Source organism: Enterobacter sp. DC1, from assembly GCF_000568075.1.
GTDB classification, from domain to species: Bacteria; Pseudomonadota; Gammaproteobacteria; order Enterobacterales; family Enterobacteriaceae; genus Enterobacter; species Enterobacter asburiae.
Genome location: NZ_AZUA01000001.1, coordinates 883,928 through 898,521, shown reverse-complemented (window position 1 = coordinate 898,521; position 14,594 = coordinate 883,928). Strand labels below are relative to the sequence as shown.

The following is a 14,594-nucleotide window of genomic DNA, read 5'->3' as shown; positions in this document are numbered from 1 at the left end:
AGAATGACTCCCAGGCAGAAGACGTCTGCATCTGCATGTTATGCTGAGTTTTTAGACTTCAGGCATAGTAAAACATGAATATAAAAAATTTAATATATGCAGGGAGAGGGCAGCAGCAGAGAAAAAAAGCCCCGTTGTTGAGACCGGGGCAAAGACATCTTGATTACGGAATGATGTTCTCTGGTCATATCGAGAACATGCAACACTATAGTGTTGAAAAGTGCAGTTAAAATGGAGAAATCATGGAGAAAGCGGCGATGACCCGTTACCCTTAGACTGTCATGATGTCACAAGGATCAATGAGATGAGATTTCTTCTTCTGGCGCTGGCGCTTCCCCTGGCAGCCTGCACCGCGAAAACAACCCCACCCGATGCGCCGAAACCGCCGCACGCTATCGGTATGGCGAACCCGGCCTCCGTGTACTGCCTGGAGAAAGGCGGGGAACAGATCCCGGTTCAAAGCCCGCAGGGCGTACGCACGGAGTGCAAACTCCCGGGGGGCGAAGTGATTGATGAATGGACGCTCTACCGTCGCGATCGTCCGCAACCCACCAGGTGACAGACGTATATTGCCTGCGATACACTTCTCTTTAGGATTATTCTTAGCCAGTCCCTGGCTACCGTTATCGTGAGAGAAGTATGTTCCAGCTTAAACCGGGCAGCATGGCGATGATCATCGGTGCCCGCACGGCGTCAGGCCGTCGCAATATTGGTAAATCTGTTGAGCTGTTTGGCCTGTGTCAGCCCGGCCTGCGTTTCGTTAACCCGGTCAACGGCGTGATGACGCAATTACCCGCTAGCGCCGATCGTGCGCTTTGGCTGGTGACAGGCGATGTTTACGCCTTTGACAATCAGCACGGCTTTGCGTTTGTCCGCGCCGAACATCTGATGCCGCTCACCCCCGATGAAGTGCCGCAAATCCTTGACGAGCTGGCGATCGGCTGATCAAAGATGGCGCAGCCAGTCGGCTAATACCAGGGCGTGATTTTGCTTCGTGTCTTTGGCACCATAGAGTAGGGTGACGGTCTGCCTGTTCGCCAGCGTCGCCAGACGCATTCCCTCGTCAGCATGCTGCGCCAGCTCTTCCCGATAGGCCTTACTGAAGGCGGCGAAATCAATGGTTTCGCTATGAAAGGCCTTGCGTAATTCATTCGAGGGCGTGAGTGCTTTACACCATTCATCATAGGCAAGGTCCGTTTTTTTAATCCCGCGCGGCCACAGCTTGTCCACCAGCACCCGATACCCGTCGTCCGGACCAGCCTGCTCGTATACGCGTTTGCATTGAATCATGATTCCACCCTCCCAATTTAAGGTATTGTGATATTTGCAGAAGATCGGTAGTCTGAGGTTCCTTATGTTATCTGATAATACTCTGGCATAAGGAACCTTTCATGGAACACCTCCCGGTAAAAACGACGCTGCGCATTGCGCTGGTTGGCGATTACAATCCCAGTGTTATTGCGCATCAGGCGATCCCGCTGGCCATTGATGACGCCGCCGCAGTTCTTGACCTCACCGCCGATTACGACTGGCTTGCCACCACTGAGCTGACAAGCCCTGAAGATCTGGTGGGCTACGATGCCATCTGGCTGGTGCCCGCCAGCCCCTATAAAAACACCGAGGCGGCCTTTATCGCCGCGCGCTATGCGCGCGAAAACGGCATTCCTTTCCTTGGCACCTGCGGCGGATTCCAGCACGCGCTGATTGAGTATGCCCGTAATGTGTTGGGCTGGGCCGATGCGGCACATGCTGAGACGGATAGCGAAGGCACCATGGTGATTGCGCCGCTGGCCTGCTCGCTGGTGGAAAAAACCGATGCCATTGAGCTGCGCAAAAATACGCTGATCGCGAAAGCGTACGGCAAGCCGGAGATTGAAGAGGGGTATCACTGTAACTATGGCGTGTCGCCAGAGTTTGCACAGGCGCTGGAAAGCGGTGATATGCACGTTACGGGCTGGGATGAACAGGGGGAAATTCGCGCCGCAGAACTGGTTACGCACCCGTTCTTCGTGATCACCTTATTCCAGCATGAGCGTAGTGCGCTGGAGGGACGTCCGGTCGTGCTGGTGCAGGCGATGCTGCGCGCGGCGCGCGATTCATAACGTCGTCGCTTCTCTTGCCGGGTGGCGCTGCGCTTACCCGGCCTACAATTCTGCGCGCGGCTAAGAAAAGGCAGACCCGGTGGTCTGCCACAGTCTTTAACGGGGCGCGATCTCCCGGTCTCGCCCGGCGAGCACGCCGCAAACAGCCATTATCACGGCGGCCAGGGCGCAGCCCAGGAGCGGGATCCGCCAGTCTCCCGCGCTATCGTGAATTTTCCCCATCAGCGGAGGGCCGCTGGCGGCGAGCAGATAGCCAATCGACTGCGCCATGCCGGACAGCGCCGCGGCCTGGTGCGCGGAGCTGGCGCGCAGACCGATGAACGTCAGGCCGAGGATCATCGTTGCCCCTGTGCCAAAGCCAAACACCAGCGTCCACATCACCGCCATGTCAGGCATAAACCATAGCCCCGCGGCGCTTACCGCGCACATCAGCGCCACTGCGCCTGCGATCCCTCGCTGATCTTTCAGACGGTGGAGGACCAGAGGAACGGCAAGCCCCGGCACGGCCGTGGCCAGCTGCAGCAGCCCGTGCACCGAGCCTGCCTGCGCTTCGCTGTAGCCGTGGCTGAGCAATATCGCCGGCAGCCAGCCGATGATGACGTAGTAAATCAGCGAGTTAATCCCCAAAAAGAGCGTCACCTGCCAGGCGAGGGCCGAGCGCCAGATGCCGCGATTATGCAGCGCGCCAGCGCCCGTTACCGTCGCAACGTGTTTCTGACGCCACTGCGGCAGCCAGAGCAGCAGCGCGACCAGCGGAAACGCCATCAGCATCAGCAGCGCGCCATGCCAGCCCGCGCTACCCTGCGCCAGGGGAACAATCATCGCTGAGCCAAACGCCGCCGAGACGCCCATCGTCAGGGAATAGGCCCCGGTGAGTCGGGCTACCTGGCCCGGGAAGTCACGCTTAATTAATCCGGGTAACAGCACGTTCCCGAGCGCAATCCCGCAGCCGATGACCGCGGTTCCGATGAAAAGCAGCGCGGCGGAAGGCAGCGAGCGAAGTGCAATTCCGGCGCAAATCAACAGCAGGGCGATAAACAGGCTGCGCTCCATGCCGATGCGTCGGGCAACGCCTGCGGCGAGCGGCGAGACAAGAGCGAAAGCCAGCAGGGGCAGGGTGGTCAGCAGACCGGTTTGCGCCGTGCTTAAGCCATAATCAAGACGAATAGTGTCGAGCAGCGGGGCTGCGCCGGTAAAGGTGACGCGAAGCGTAGTGGCAATCATCAGGATGCCTGCAATCAACAGCGCGCCGTGTTTTCCTGAGGTGCGAATAGCAGTAGTCATTATGTTCTCATACGTTCAAGCGAGCGCACACAATACCGATTTTCTCAGCGGTTGAAATCAGGCTAAAATGACAGTTTATCGCTAAAATCGGACAAACTGATGATTGGTCTGGGACTGGACGGCTATGATCCTGATAGCCAGCACGATGCGGCCGTCGCATTTCGCATCCGCGTGGTGGCGGAGGAACAGTATATTCCCCGACATCATCACCGTAAGGGGCAGCTCATTCTCGCCCTTGGCGGCGCGATCACCTGCGAAGTAGAAAATGCCATGCTGATGGTTCCACCCCAGTACGCCGTCTGGATCCCTGGCCAAATGCCGCACAGCAACAGGGCCACGCCGGGGGCGCAGCTCTGCTTTTTGTTCATTGAGCCGGGGGCGGCAAGTTTGCCCGACCGCTGCTGCACCCTGAAAATCTCCCCTCTGGTGCGCGAGCTGATTTTATCCCTGGCGGAAAAATCGCGTGAACAACTCTCTCTTGCGGCCACATCGCGCCTGGTGGATGTTCTGTTTGACGAGCTGCCGCTCCAGCGTCAGGAGCATCTGCAGCTGCCCGTCTCACCCCATCCTAAAATTCGGCTGATGAGCGAGAAAATGGCGGAAGAGCCCGCCGCCTGGCAGACGCTGGCGCAGTGGGCGAGCCACTTTGCCATGAGCGAACGCAACCTGGCGCGGCTGGTGGTGAAAGAGACCGGCTTAAGCTTTCGCCGCTGGCGTCACCAGCTGCAGCTGATAGTGGCCTTACAGCATTTGATCGGTGGGAAATCGGTACAGCAGGTGGCACAGACACTCGGCTATGACTCTACCACCGCGTTTATCACCATGTTCAGAAAGGGACTGGGCCAGACGCCGGCGCGCTATATGGCCAGCCTGACTACGACTTCCCAATAAACAGAGAGACAAGGCCCGCCGCAATCAGCGGCCCCACCGGAACGCCGCGAAAGAGCGCCACGCCCAGCACGGTGCCCACCAGCAGACCCGCCACCAGCGAGGGCTGGCTGCTCATCAGCGTAACGCCGCGCCCGCCCAACCACGAAACAAAAATCCCCACCGCGATCGCCACCAGTGATTTCCAGTTTACAAACGAGTGCAGCAGGGTTGAGGCGGGAAGCGTGCCGCTGGCGATGGGCGCCATTACCCCGATGGTTAAAATGATGATCCCGATGGTGAGGCCTTGTTTTTCTATCCACGGGAAAAAGGTATTTAACGGGGTCACGCGAACAATAATCAGCACCAGAATCGAGATGGCGACGGTGGTGTTATGGCTGACAAAGCCGAGCGCGGCGAGTGCCAGGAGAATGAGCAGAGTAGGGTCAAACATAGGGGATCCTTGCCAAAATAATTAACCTGCTTACAGTACGCGCAAACGCGACGCAGGACAGTTTTAAAAAGATTTTATTGTTGTCATAACCGTGTCATTTACGCGGATTAAAACGGAGGCAGATATCGCAAAAGGGGTCGCCATCATGAACGATCACATGTTTGTTGAAACGCTGATTATCTCCTCATCGTTTTTCGCTATTGCCGTTATTCTCGTCGCCTCCGTGCTGTTTCTGGAAAGAAAAGGCTGACAGGGTCGCCAGCCATAGCGGTTACGCTTTGTGGAAGTTCACCAGCTCAGGACGGGCGATGCGCAGGTAATCCTGGGTATCCATAATCACGGATTTCTCCAGTAAACCGGCGTTAAAGGCGATTTCGTCAAAGCGCTCGAACAGCAGCGGGTCGGCAACCAGTGCCAAATCAGGATGGAAGCTAAAGGGCGGGATCGCGCCGAAAACGCAGGCGGTCAGGGTATCGACCTCAGCCGGGCTGGCGAGGGAGGCCTTCAGCCCGCCAAAATGGCTGGCAAGCTGGCTCAGGTCGGCCTGCAGATCGGCGGCGAGGATCGCCAGAACGTGTTTTTTTACGCCGTTTCCCTTCACCTTGCAGACCAGGGCTTTTGCGCCTTGCCGCAGATCGGTCCCGCGAATTTCACTTACCGCCTCACATTTCCCGACCGCCTCGTGCTCCATGACGCGAAACCGCGCGCCCTGCTCGGTGAGTAAGGTAATCAGCTGCTGGTGGGTTCCTGCCCCAATAACGTCGTCAGTCATAACGATTTCCCGGTGATAATCCTGTATGCAGGGTTCTACATTAGCACGGGATGAACGGGGTCGAAAGAAAACAGCCAGCGCGTTCGCTGGCTGTTGGATTATGCGTTGCTGGTAGCAGATTGCTTGTGGAACAGCTCCCTGAACACCGGATAAATATCATCCTGGTCACGGATATGCTGCATGGCAAAATTATCGAACATTGCTTGCAGATGTTCATACTCCCGCCACAGGGTCTGGTGCGCGCGACGGGTAATTTCGATATAGCTGTAGTAACGCACCACCGGCAGAATTTTCTTCGCCAGAATCTCGTGACACAGCGGTGAGTCGTCGGCCCAGTTGTCCCCATCGGACGCCTGCGCGGCATAAATGTTCCACTGCGCCGGGTCGTAACGCTCTTTCACCACTTCATCCATAAGCTTCAGGGCGCTTGATACGATGGTCCCGCCGGTCTCCTGCGAGTAGAAGAACTCATGTTCATCCACCTCTTTCGCCTGAGTGTGGTGGCGGATATAGACCACCTCCACGTTCTTATAGGTTCTGCTCAGGAACAGGTAGAGCAGAATATAAAAACGCTTCGCCATATCCTTGGTGGCCTGGTCCATCGAGCCGGACACGTCCATCAGACAGAACATCACCGCCTGGCTGGAGGGTTCAGGGCGTTTTTCGTAGTTCTTATAGCGCAGGTCAAAAGTGTCGATAAACGGTACCCGTTCGATCTTCGCCCTCAGCTCCGCAATCTCTTTACGCAGGCGCTCCTCTTCCAGCAGTTGCGCCGGTTCCGTGTTTTCCACGACCTTCAGGCTGCTCTCCAGCTCGCGCAGTTCGCGACGTTTGCCCGCCGTCATGGCCGTTCGTCGCGCCAGTGAATTCTGCAACGAACGCACGACGCTGATATTGGCGGGCACGCCGTTGGCGGTATAGCCCGCGCGATGGGTTTTATATTCATTAAGCTGACGATGCTGATTCTTTTTCAGATTCGGCAACGCCAGGTCTTCAAACAGCAGGTCGAGATATTCGTCTTTCGAAATCTGGAAGACAAATTCGTCCTGACCTTCACCGTCCTGGCTGGCCTGTCCCTGACCGCTTCCTGAACCACCGCCGCCGCCCTGAGGACGCTCAATTCTGTCGTTCTGAACGAAGTGGTCATTACCTGGGTGTACGCGATGGCGCAGGCCGCCTCGCCCCTGATGAAACATCGGTTCGCTGATGTCATCGGTGGGGATGGAGACAGATTCGCCGCTGTCGACGTCGGTCACCGAGCGTTTGTTGATGGCCTCGGAGATAGACTGTTTAATTTGCGCTTTATAACGACGCAAGAAGCGCTGGCGGTTCACCGTGCTCTTGTTTTTGCCGTTAAGACGCCGGTCAATAAACCAGGTCATATACCCCCCGTACTGCATTTGCCAACTTGCATTTTGTAGGCCCGGCAAGCGCTAACCGCCACCGGGCACTTGTTTTAAGACGATTTTCGCACGCGCAGATACCATTCGCAGAGCAGGCGGACCTGCTTGCGGGTGTAGCCTTTTTCCATCATACGGTCGACAAAATCGTCGTGCTTTTTCTGCTCATCGGTTGAGGTTTTGGCGTTAAACGAGATCACCGGCAGCAGCTCTTCGGTATTGGAGAACATTTTCTTCTCAATAACCGTGCGCAGCTTCTCGTAGCTGGTCCAGTTCGGATTGCGCCCGTTGTTATGCGCTCTGGCGCGCAGGACGAAGTTCACAATCTCGTTACGGAAGTCTTTCGGGTTGCTGATCCCGGCAGGCTTCTCGATTTTTTCCAGCTCCGCGTTCAGGGATTCACGGTCAAACAGCTGGCCGGTATCCGGATCGCGGTACTCCTGATCCTGGATCCAAAAGTCAGCATAGGTAACATAACGGTCGAAAATGTTCTGCCCGTATTCTGAATAGGATTCCAGGTAGGCCGTCTGGATCTCTTTGCCAATGAACTCGGCGTATTTCGGGATCAGGTAACCTTTGAGGAACTCAAGGTAGCGTTCAGCCTGCTCCTGCGGGAACTGCTCGCGCTCAATTTGCTGCTCCAGCACGTAGAACAGATGAACCGGGTTGGCCGCCACTTCCGCATGGTCGAAGTTAAAGACGCGGGAGAGGATCTTAAACGCGAAACGCGTGGACAGACCGTTCATCCCCTCATCAACCCCGGCATAGTCGCGGTATTCCTGATACGACTTCGCTTTAGGGTCGGTATCTTTCAGGCTTTCACCGTCATAGACGCGCATTTTAGAATAGATGCTGGAGTTTTCCGGCTCTTTCAGACGCGAAAGGATGGAGAAGCGTGACAGCGTTTCCAGCGTGCCGGGCGCGCAGGGCGCATGCACCAGCTCACTGTGGTTAAGCAGTTTCTCGTAAATTTTGATCTCTTCGGAGATGCGCAGGCAATAAGGCACCTTGACGATGTACACGCGGTCAAGGAAAGCCTCATTGTTTTTGTTATTACGGAAGGTCACCCATTCAGATTCGTTCGAGTGGGCGAGAATAATCCCGTTAAACGGCAGGGCGGAGATACCTTCCGTCCCGTTGTAGTTGCCTTCCTGGGTCGCCGTCAGCAGAGGATGCAGCACTTTAATCGGTGCTTTAAACATCTCGACGAATTCCATAATCCCCTGGTTCGCGCGGCACAGCGCGCCTGAGTAACCGTAGGCATCCGGATCGTTCTGCGCGAAGTTTTCCAGCTTACGAATATCGACTTTACCCACCAGAGCCGAGATATCCTGGTTGTTCTCATCACCCGGTTCTGTTTTGGCGATGGCGATCTGCTCTAGGATAGACGGCCAGACTTTCACTACGCGGAATTTGGTGATGTCGCCACCAAACTCGTGCAGGCGTTTTGCCGCCCACGGCGACATGATGGTGCCGAGGTAGCGACGCGGGATGCCATACTCTTTATCCAGAATCTGTGCGTCTTCCTGCGGATTGAACAGGCACAGCGGATGGTCGTTCACCGGGCTGCGTTCACCGTTGGCGCTCAGCACATAGATAGGGACGCGCTGCATCAGCGACTTCAGGCGTTCAGCCAGAGAGGATTTACCGCCACCCACCGGGCCGAGTAAATAGAGGATCTGTTTCTTCTCTTCCAGACCCTGAGCGGCATGCTTCAGATAGGAGACAATCTGTTCGATGGCATCTTCCATACCATAGAACTCTTCAAACGCCGGATATCGGGCGACCACCCGATTCGAAAAGAGACGGGAAAGCCGAGGCTCCAGGGCAGTGTCAACCATGTTTGGCTCACCAATGGCCATCAATAGCCGTTCTGCCGCATTGGCATAGGCACTGCGATCTTGCCGACAGATGGTAAGAAACTCCTGCAGTGTGAACTCTTCGTCCTTGGCAGCTTCATAGCGCTGGCGATAGTGATCGAATATATTCATGGCATGCCGTCCTTTCGTTTTTTAGCACAGGATAAGAGCCGTTCGTATGAGTAGTGGAGGCTCCCGGAAGAGAATCTCTCGCACCTCACTGCCAGAGCAGCAACCTGTGTGCCAGGTCAGACGCTAAGAACCGCAGGGTGTTCAGGAAAACTCTTCTTAAATTAAAGCGTAGATGGCATTTGCAAAACTTGCATGCCCAGAAAATCTACTTTCAATGACATATCAATAACTCATCCAAAAATTTCCACTGTCGTTATAAGACAAATGCACGTTTTTCATTCAGTGGTCATATAAATGAAAGCGTGTTGTCATCTGAAAAGTTAAAAATAACGGGTTAATCAGACTGATTAGCAGGCAAAAAATTTTGGGATGTACGGGAATGGCGGTTACACTTCATCCGCTGATTATTTGACTACAGGAAAGAATGGATTGTGACCAAACTCAAACTTCTGGCATTAGGCATCCTTGCCGCGACCGCAGTGAACACCGCGCAGGCGGAAAGTCAGTGGACGGTTGGCGCGGGTGTTGGCGTCATTAACAGCCCGTATAAACAGTATGACCGTGATGTTTATCCTGTTCCCGTTATCACCTATGAAGGCGACAACGTCTGGTTCCGCGGGCTCGGCGGCGGCTACTATCTCTGGAACGATAAGGCCGATAAGCTCTCCATCATGGCCTACTACGACCCAACGCACTTTAAGCCGGGTGACAGCGACAGCCATGCGCTTCGCCAGCTCGACAAGCGTAAAAGCACCATGATGGCCGGGCTCTCTTATGTACATAACACCGAGTATGGCTTCCTGCGCACGGCCCTGGCGGGTGACACGCTGGATAACAGCAACGGCTTTATCTGGGACCTGGCGTGGCTGTACCGCTATACCAACGGTGGGCTGACTCTGACGCCGGGTATCGGTGTGCAGTACAACAGCGAGAACTACAACGACTACTACTACGGCGTCTCTAAAAACGAGTCCCGCCGCAGTGGTCTGAAAAGTTATAGTGCAGATGACGGCTGGGATCCTTACCTGGAGCTGACCGCGAGCTACAACTTCCTTGGCGACTGGAGCGTGTACGGTACAGGCCGCTATGAGCGCCTGAGCGACGAAGTGAAGGATAGCCCGATGGTTGATAAGTCCTGGGCAGGCATCTTCTCTGTGGGCGTGAGCTACAAGTTCTGATTGTGCATTAATTCAGTGCAATCTTTGCATCAAAACGGGGCGCTTGCGCCCCGTTTGCTTTAGCGTGGTGCAGCGAATTTATCGCTTAACAATGCGAATCGTCTGCCCTAAACGAGACGGTTTTTCCTCACTCGCTTTTTGCGGGTTGCTCACGCAAGCGGTTTCCACGCAGACAAACGTTTTGTAGCCATCATCCGTCATGTCGGCCATGCTGACGGACAGTGCAGGGCCCGGGTTCCAGCCCACCACGTCGCTGTGATGATGATGGACCACTTCAATGCCGCGGTTCAGGGCGCCGTCGTGGATCACGCTGCACGCTTCCGGGTGCAGGTAAACGCGATCGGTACGGTCAGGGAATGCCTGAACGCCGTCACTCAGTTTGCCTTCTTTCGCGTTATCGACTTTATCAATATAGGTATCGCCCAGGCCGCTCACCTTCACGGCGCTGATATCACCCACGTTGAAATAGGTGTGAAGGGCAGAGGTGGTTTCGAACTCGCCGTGAGCTTCCAGTTCGATTTCACAGGTTTTACCCAGCTTGAAGCGGGCATACAGGGTGAAATCGTGCGGCCAGAGGGCGCGGGTTTCATCATTAGCCTGCAGCTCAAAGGTCAGCACTGCGCCGTTGTCATCTTCGTTATGCGCTTTCAGCGTCCACTGCTGGTTACGGGCAAAACCGTGAGACGGCAAACCCGGCTGTGCGGACGGGCCGAACCACGGCCAGCAGATCGGTACGCCACCGCGGATTGCGGCCCCTTTTTTGAAGGAGGTCGCATCGCTCAGCCATAAGCCTTCTGCTTCGCCTTCCGGTTTCCAGGAGAGCAGGTGGGCGCCGTTGAGCGCTACGGAGGCTTTAACGCGTGGGTGGTCAACGACGATAATATCAGCACCGTCAATCTGACGGCGGGAGAGCACAGGGGTAAGTTGTTCGACTACCGGAAGTGCAAAAATTTTATGAGTCATTAAGCAATCCTCTGTCTAAAAACAATAAAAAAGGCGACCGAAGTCGCCTTTTTGGATCAAACACTCATCTCAACTTATTTGGAGATGTGAGCGATCAGGTCCAGTACTTTGTTAGAGTAGCCAGTTTCGTTGTCGTACCAGGAAACCAGTTTCACGAAGTTGTCGTTCAGTGCGATACCTGCTTTAGCATCGAATACTGAAGTGCAGATTTCGCCGTTGAAATCGGTAGATACAACGTCGTCTTCGGTGTAGCCCAGAACGCCTTTCATTGCGCCTTCGGAAGCAGCTTTGATTGCTTTCTTAATTTCTTCATAAGAAGCAGCTTTTTCCAGACGAACGGTCAGGTCAACAACGGATACGTTAGGAGTTGGAACGCGGAACGCCATACCAGTCAGTTTGCCATTCAGTTCTGGCAGTACTTTACCTACAGCTTTAGCAGCACCGGTAGAGGATGGGATGATGTTCTGAGCCGCGCCACGACCGCCGCGCCAGTCTTTGTGAGACGGGCCATCAACGGTTTTCTGAGTAGCGGTAGTCGCGTGAACGGTAGTCATCAGACCTTCGATGATGCCGAAGTTGTCGTTAATAACTTTAGCCAGTGGTGCCAGGCAGTTGGTGGTGCAGGATGCGTTAGACACGATATCCTGGCCAGCGTAAGTTTCGAAGTTTGCACCACGAACGAACATTGGGGTGTTGTCTTTGGAAGGACCAGTCAGAACAACTTTCTTCGCACCAGCGGTGATGTGTTTACGCGCAGTTTCGTCGGTCAGGAAGATGCCGGTTGCTTCAGCAACAACGTCAACACCGATTTCGTTCCATTTCAGGTTAGCTGGGTCTTTTTCAGCAGTAACGCGGATGGTTTTGCCATTAACAACCAGGTGGCCGTCTTTCACTTCAACGGTGCCGTCGAAACGACCGTGAGTTGAGTCGTACTTCAGCATGTACGCCATGTATTCAGCGTCCAGGAGATCGTTGATACCAACGATTTCGATGTCAGAACGTTTCTGAGCAGCACGGAAAACAATACGGCCGATACGGCCAAAACCGTTGATACCTACTTTGATAGTCATATATTCCACCAGCTATTTGTTAGTGAATAAAAGGTTGCCTGTAAAATTACAAAAACCTTACGCAGCGTCAAGCGGAATCGTGTCAATCATTGCGACAAATCAATCCTGTGACTAACGTTTGTGCGACTGACTCGCCTCACTTTCCCTTTGAGCTTGCACCCATATGGGGGCTGAGCCGGGATTTTAAAGTCCTCGCAGGATAAAAATGTGAACGTGATCACAATTGCCTGACCGCTTATTCGCGACACATAAGTTTAGATCAAAAGTGCACGCAAGGGTGTTAATGTTTTGTTAGAATCCGGGTTGAAAGATGTCTGTTTCTACAGCGAGATGTAAGCATATGTCGAACCAACGTAACCCTGACGATTTGAAAAAAAACCTCACAGAAATGCAGTTTTACGTGACGCAGAATCACGGAACGGAACCGCCGTTCACCGGGCGTTTACTGCACAACAAGCGAGACGGCGTCTACCACTGCCTGGTCTGCGATGCGCCTCTGTTCAATTCACAAACGAAATTTGATTCTGGCTGCGGCTGGCCGAGTTTCTACGAGCCGGTGAGCGATGAGGCCATCCGCTACCTGACCGACTCGTCGCACGGCATGGTGCGTACGGAAATTCGCTGCGGCAACTGCGATGCGCACCTTGGGCACGTCTTCCCGGATGGCCCCCAGCCTACGGGCGAGCGTTTTTGCGTGAACTCAGCCTCAATGAGCTTCACTGACGACGAAAACGGCGACCAGGTGAAAGGTTGAAAAAACGATTCAGCAAATTATTCCTTTAAAAGGGCGCGATTGTGAATATTGATGACATGATTAGCGGTATGACGCCGGAGATTTATCAGCGTCTGGTGACCGCCGTAGAGCTGGGAAAATGGCCCGATGGCGTCGCGCTGACGCCGGAGCAAAAAGAGAACAGCCTGCAGCTGGTGATGCTGTGGCAGGCGCGCAATAACACCGACGCGCAGCACATGACCATCGACACCCAGGGCCAGATGGTGATGAAGAGCAAGCGCGAGCTGAAAGAAGACTTAGGCATCACGCCGAAGCCGATTGCGACGATGAAAATGCAATAACGGTGCGGGTTGAGGCCCTCACCCAACCCTCTCCTACGGGGAGAGGGCTTGATTGTCTTACTACTTATGCGGGATCCCGAGCGACTCCGCCAGCTGCTTCGCTAACTGATTGTTGTCATCGGCCCCATACTCCCAGAACATCGCTCCGGCGAGACCTTTCTCTTTGATGTAGTCCGCTTTGATCGCAACGGAACGCGGGTTCTCATACGAAATCGCAAACAGTGCGTTGCCATCGGCACCCTTCACCGAGAGCCACGGCACTTTCGCCTTGTCGTCCCAGTGCTCGGTAAAGCGCTTCTGCGGATCGTTCAACAGCTTCTTCACGATATCGTTGTACTTCACGTAGGTATCTTTGGTCAGGTCATAGCCGAGTGACTTGAACAGCCCGATCTCCTGAGGTCCGAAGTAGGGCTGGGTAACCGGATTTTTTTGCGCATCCGGTTTCGTCCAGTCGATCCCCGGCTCTACGGCGCGTTTCGGTACGCGGCCATAGAAACCAATCCCGAGGTTCATCTGCTGCGGCTTCAGCCCGGCGGCCAGATAGTTGTTCACCACAAAATCCACGCTGTATTTGTCTGCGACAGCCACCGTCGGCCAGGCGCTGGAGTCATACAGGTTGGCATTGAAGTACTGCGTACCGTACGCCATGTCGTAGGTCATCAGGTTGATGTAGTCGAGCAGGGGCGCGATGGCTTTTATATCCACCCAGCTTTTCGGACTTTCCGCATTTGCGCCTACCGCAATGGTCACCAGTTTTTTATGCCCGAACGCCGCGCGCATCTCTTTCAGCAGGGCGGTGAAGTTATCCCGGTCGGCGGGCTGACTTGCGACCAGACCCCAGGCGCCGTTGACCGGATACTCCCAGTCGAGATCGATCCCGTCCAGGCCGTATTTGTCGACAATCTCCTGTGCGGAGCGGATAAACACCGCGCGCGTCTCTTTGGTTGCCGCTGCGCCAGAGAAGCCACGCGCGCCCCAGCCGCCGACGGAAAGCAGAACTTTGAGGTTCGGGTTTTGCTTACGCAGGTTAGGGATGAGGGCCAGATCGGCGGCGACTTTTGGCGATAGCCAGATCTGATGCAGTTTCGCCGGATCTTTTAGCGCAGCGTTGGTTTCGTCTTTTTCGTCGTTATAGACCAGACCAAACGAGTAGTTCAGGTGGGTGATCTGGCGAACGTCCAGTTTATTGATATCGCCACCCGGTCCGGCGGTGACATCTCCACCCCCGTTAAAATAGCCCACGGACATGAGGGTACTGGCGGAGGCAACTGACGCGCAAAGCAGGGGTAATGCTGCCAGCAAGGGCAAACGTTTCATACAAGTTCCTCTTTGACTAAACAAAACAACCACGCCACAGAAAAGGCGTGGCGAAAAAACAGCCTGACGAGAATAGCATTGCCGTTTCGCTGAGGATGCGAGGGAGTTCACTTTATGGGGAT

The 14,594-nt window shown here is 54.8% G+C and carries 17 protein-coding genes; 8 read left to right on the top strand and 9 right to left on the bottom strand.

Annotation, left to right across the window (positions count from 1 at the left end; all coding sequences use genetic code 11):
* The first annotated feature begins 304 nt into the window (after positions 1–304).
* Together P346_RS17145 and P346_RS17150 are read left to right on the top strand one after the other, a co-directional pair.
* Positions 305–559 carry a putative hemolysin gene (locus tag P346_RS17145; RefSeq protein WP_023311246.1) on the top strand — a complete coding sequence of 85 codons (255 nt, stop codon included), beginning with the start codon at positions 305–307 and terminating at the stop codon, positions 557–559.
* A gap of 80 nt (positions 560–639) precedes the next feature.
* Positions 640–945, top strand: a complete 306-nt coding sequence (locus P346_RS17150) for a periplasmic protein (protein ID WP_032657947.1) — start codon at positions 640–642, stop codon at positions 943–945.
* Here the strand turns inward: P346_RS17150 and P346_RS17155 are convergent, their stop codons facing one another.
* Positions 946–1,290: a DUF488 domain-containing protein gene (locus P346_RS17155; RefSeq protein ID WP_032657946.1), complete on the bottom strand. Its 345-nt coding sequence runs from the start codon at positions 1,288–1,290 to the stop codon at positions 946–948.
* 101 nt (positions 1,291–1,391) lie between these two features.
* Here P346_RS17155 and P346_RS17160 point away from each other — a divergent pair, with 101 nt between their 5' ends.
* Positions 1,392–2,102: a CTP synthase C-terminal region-related (seleno)protein gene (locus tag P346_RS17160; RefSeq protein WP_032657944.1), complete on the top strand. Its 711-nt coding sequence runs from the start codon at positions 1,392–1,394 to the stop codon at positions 2,100–2,102.
* A gap of 96 nt (positions 2,103–2,198) precedes the next feature.
* Here P346_RS17160 and P346_RS17165 read toward each other — a convergent pair whose 3' ends face one another.
* A complete protein-coding gene (locus tag P346_RS17165) occupies positions 2,199–3,386 on the bottom strand; it encodes a CynX/NimT family MFS transporter (protein WP_032657941.1) in 1,188 nt (395 codons plus the stop codon).
* A gap of 99 nt (positions 3,387–3,485) precedes the next feature.
* On the opposite strand from P346_RS17165, the gene P346_RS17170 reads away from it, so the two are divergent.
* Positions 3,486–4,277, top strand: a complete 792-nt coding sequence (locus tag P346_RS17170) for an AraC family transcriptional regulator (protein ID WP_032657939.1) — start codon at positions 3,486–3,488, stop codon at positions 4,275–4,277.
* Here P346_RS17170 and P346_RS17175 read toward each other — a convergent pair.
* Positions 4,261–4,707: a DUF441 domain-containing protein gene (locus P346_RS17175; protein ID WP_024908579.1), complete on the bottom strand. Its 447-nt coding sequence runs from the start codon at positions 4,705–4,707 to the stop codon at positions 4,261–4,263. The two genes, P346_RS17170 and P346_RS17175, sit on opposite strands and share 17 nt — an antisense overlap.
* Before the next feature lie 145 nt (positions 4,708–4,852).
* Here P346_RS17175 and yoaI point away from each other — a divergent pair, with 145 nt between their 5' ends.
* Positions 4,853–4,957 (top strand): small membrane protein YoaI, encoded by a 105-nt coding sequence (yoaI, locus tag P346_RS23120; protein ID WP_010430055.1) that lies wholly within the window; start codon positions 4,853–4,855, stop codon positions 4,955–4,957.
* Between the two features lie 21 nt (positions 4,958–4,978).
* Here the strand turns inward: yoaI and P346_RS17180 are convergent, their stop codons facing one another.
* The 3 genes from P346_RS17180 to yeaG all read right to left on the bottom strand — a co-directional run bounded on the left by P346_RS17180 (position 4,979) and on the right by yeaG (position 8,870).
* Positions 4,979–5,479, bottom strand: coding sequence for a YbaK/prolyl-tRNA synthetase associated domain-containing protein (locus P346_RS17180; RefSeq protein ID WP_029739834.1), 501 nt, complete (start codon positions 5,477–5,479; stop codon positions 4,979–4,981).
* Positions 5,480–5,577: 98 nt separating this feature from the next.
* The gene (locus P346_RS17185) at positions 5,578–6,861 is read right to left on the bottom strand and encodes a YeaH/YhbH family protein (RefSeq protein ID WP_032651499.1); all 1,284 of its coding nucleotides are present in this window, start codon (positions 6,859–6,861) and stop codon (positions 5,578–5,580) included.
* Positions 6,862–6,935: 74 nt separating this feature from the next.
* A complete protein-coding gene (gene yeaG, locus P346_RS17190) occupies positions 6,936–8,870 on the bottom strand; it encodes a protein kinase YeaG (protein ID WP_008500713.1) in 1,935 nt (644 codons plus the stop codon).
* Between the two features lie 431 nt (positions 8,871–9,301).
* Between yeaG and P346_RS17195 the strand changes: the two genes are divergently transcribed.
* A complete protein-coding gene (locus P346_RS17195; protein WP_032657936.1) occupies positions 9,302–10,048 on the top strand; it encodes a MipA/OmpV family protein in 747 nt (248 codons plus the stop codon).
* A 78-nt stretch (positions 10,049–10,126) separates the two neighbouring features.
* On the opposite strand, the gene P346_RS17200 is transcribed toward P346_RS17195, so the two are convergent.
* Positions 10,127–11,011 (bottom strand): D-hexose-6-phosphate mutarotase, encoded by an 885-nt coding sequence (locus P346_RS17200; RefSeq protein WP_032657934.1) that lies wholly within the window; start codon positions 11,009–11,011, stop codon positions 10,127–10,129.
* Positions 11,012–11,085: 74 nt separating this feature from the next.
* Complete coding sequence (gene gapA / locus P346_RS17205) at positions 11,086–12,081, bottom strand: glyceraldehyde-3-phosphate dehydrogenase (RefSeq protein ID WP_023311257.1); 996 nt, start codon at positions 12,079–12,081, stop codon at positions 11,086–11,088.
* 340 nt (positions 12,082–12,421) lie between these two features.
* Here gapA and msrB point away from each other — a divergent pair, with 340 nt between their 5' ends.
* Both msrB and P346_RS17215 read left to right on the top strand, forming a co-directional pair.
* On the top strand, positions 12,422–12,835 hold the full coding sequence (gene msrB, locus P346_RS17210) for a peptide-methionine (R)-S-oxide reductase MsrB (RefSeq protein WP_029739831.1): 414 nt from the start codon (positions 12,422–12,424) through the stop codon (positions 12,833–12,835).
* A 56-nt stretch (positions 12,836–12,891) separates the two neighbouring features.
* The gene (locus P346_RS17215) at positions 12,892–13,155 is read left to right on the top strand and encodes a YeaC family protein (protein ID WP_208399389.1); all 264 of its coding nucleotides are present in this window, start codon (positions 12,892–12,894) and stop codon (positions 13,153–13,155) included.
* A gap of 60 nt (positions 13,156–13,215) precedes the next feature.
* On the opposite strand, the gene P346_RS17220 is transcribed toward P346_RS17215, so the two are convergent.
* Positions 13,216–14,472 (bottom strand): glycoside hydrolase family 18 protein, encoded by a 1,257-nt coding sequence (locus P346_RS17220; RefSeq protein ID WP_032657929.1) that lies wholly within the window; start codon positions 14,470–14,472, stop codon positions 13,216–13,218.
* Between the last annotated feature and the right edge of the window lie 122 nt (positions 14,473–14,594).

What these genes read in the sequence shown, in the direction of transcription:
- P346_RS17145 (WP_023311246.1), top strand. Translation starts at nt 305, where the DNA reads ATGAGATTTCTTCTTCTGGCGCTGGCGCTTCCCCTGGCAGCCTGCACC.
- P346_RS17150 (WP_032657947.1), top strand. Translation starts at nt 640, where the DNA reads ATGTTCCAGCTTAAACCGGGCAGCATGGCGATGATCATCGGTGCCCGC.
- P346_RS17155 (WP_032657946.1), bottom strand. Translation starts at nt 1,290, where the DNA reads ATGATTCAATGCAAACGCGTATACGAGCAGGCTGGTCCGGACGACGGG.
- P346_RS17160 (WP_032657944.1), top strand. Translation starts at nt 1,392, where the DNA reads ATGGAACACCTCCCGGTAAAAACGACGCTGCGCATTGCGCTGGTTGGC.
- P346_RS17165 (WP_032657941.1), bottom strand. Translation starts at nt 3,386, where the DNA reads ATGACTACTGCTATTCGCACCTCAGGAAAACACGGCGCGCTGTTGATT.
- P346_RS17170 (WP_032657939.1), top strand. Translation starts at nt 3,486, where the DNA reads ATGATTGGTCTGGGACTGGACGGCTATGATCCTGATAGCCAGCACGAT.
- P346_RS17175 (WP_024908579.1), bottom strand. Translation starts at nt 4,707, where the DNA reads ATGTTTGACCCTACTCTGCTCATTCTCCTGGCACTCGCCGCGCTCGGC.
- yoaI (WP_010430055.1), top strand. Translation starts at nt 4,853, where the DNA reads ATGAACGATCACATGTTTGTTGAAACGCTGATTATCTCCTCATCGTTT.
- P346_RS17180 (WP_029739834.1), bottom strand. Translation starts at nt 5,479, where the DNA reads ATGACTGACGACGTTATTGGGGCAGGAACCCACCAGCAGCTGATTACC.
- P346_RS17185 (WP_032651499.1), bottom strand. Translation starts at nt 6,861, where the DNA reads ATGACCTGGTTTATTGACCGGCGTCTTAACGGCAAAAACAAGAGCACG.
- yeaG (WP_008500713.1), bottom strand. Translation starts at nt 8,870, where the DNA reads ATGAATATATTCGATCACTATCGCCAGCGCTATGAAGCTGCCAAGGAC.
- P346_RS17200 (WP_032657934.1), bottom strand. Translation starts at nt 11,011, where the DNA reads ATGACTCATAAAATTTTTGCACTTCCGGTAGTCGAACAACTTACCCCT.
- gapA (WP_023311257.1), bottom strand. Translation starts at nt 12,081, where the DNA reads ATGACTATCAAAGTAGGTATCAACGGTTTTGGCCGTATCGGCCGTATT.
- msrB (WP_029739831.1), top strand. Translation starts at nt 12,422, where the DNA reads ATGTCGAACCAACGTAACCCTGACGATTTGAAAAAAAACCTCACAGAA.
- P346_RS17215 (WP_208399389.1), top strand. Translation starts at nt 12,892, where the DNA reads ATGATTAGCGGTATGACGCCGGAGATTTATCAGCGTCTGGTGACCGCC.
- P346_RS17220 (WP_032657929.1), bottom strand. Translation starts at nt 14,472, where the DNA reads ATGAAACGTTTGCCCTTGCTGGCAGCATTACCCCTGCTTTGCGCGTCA.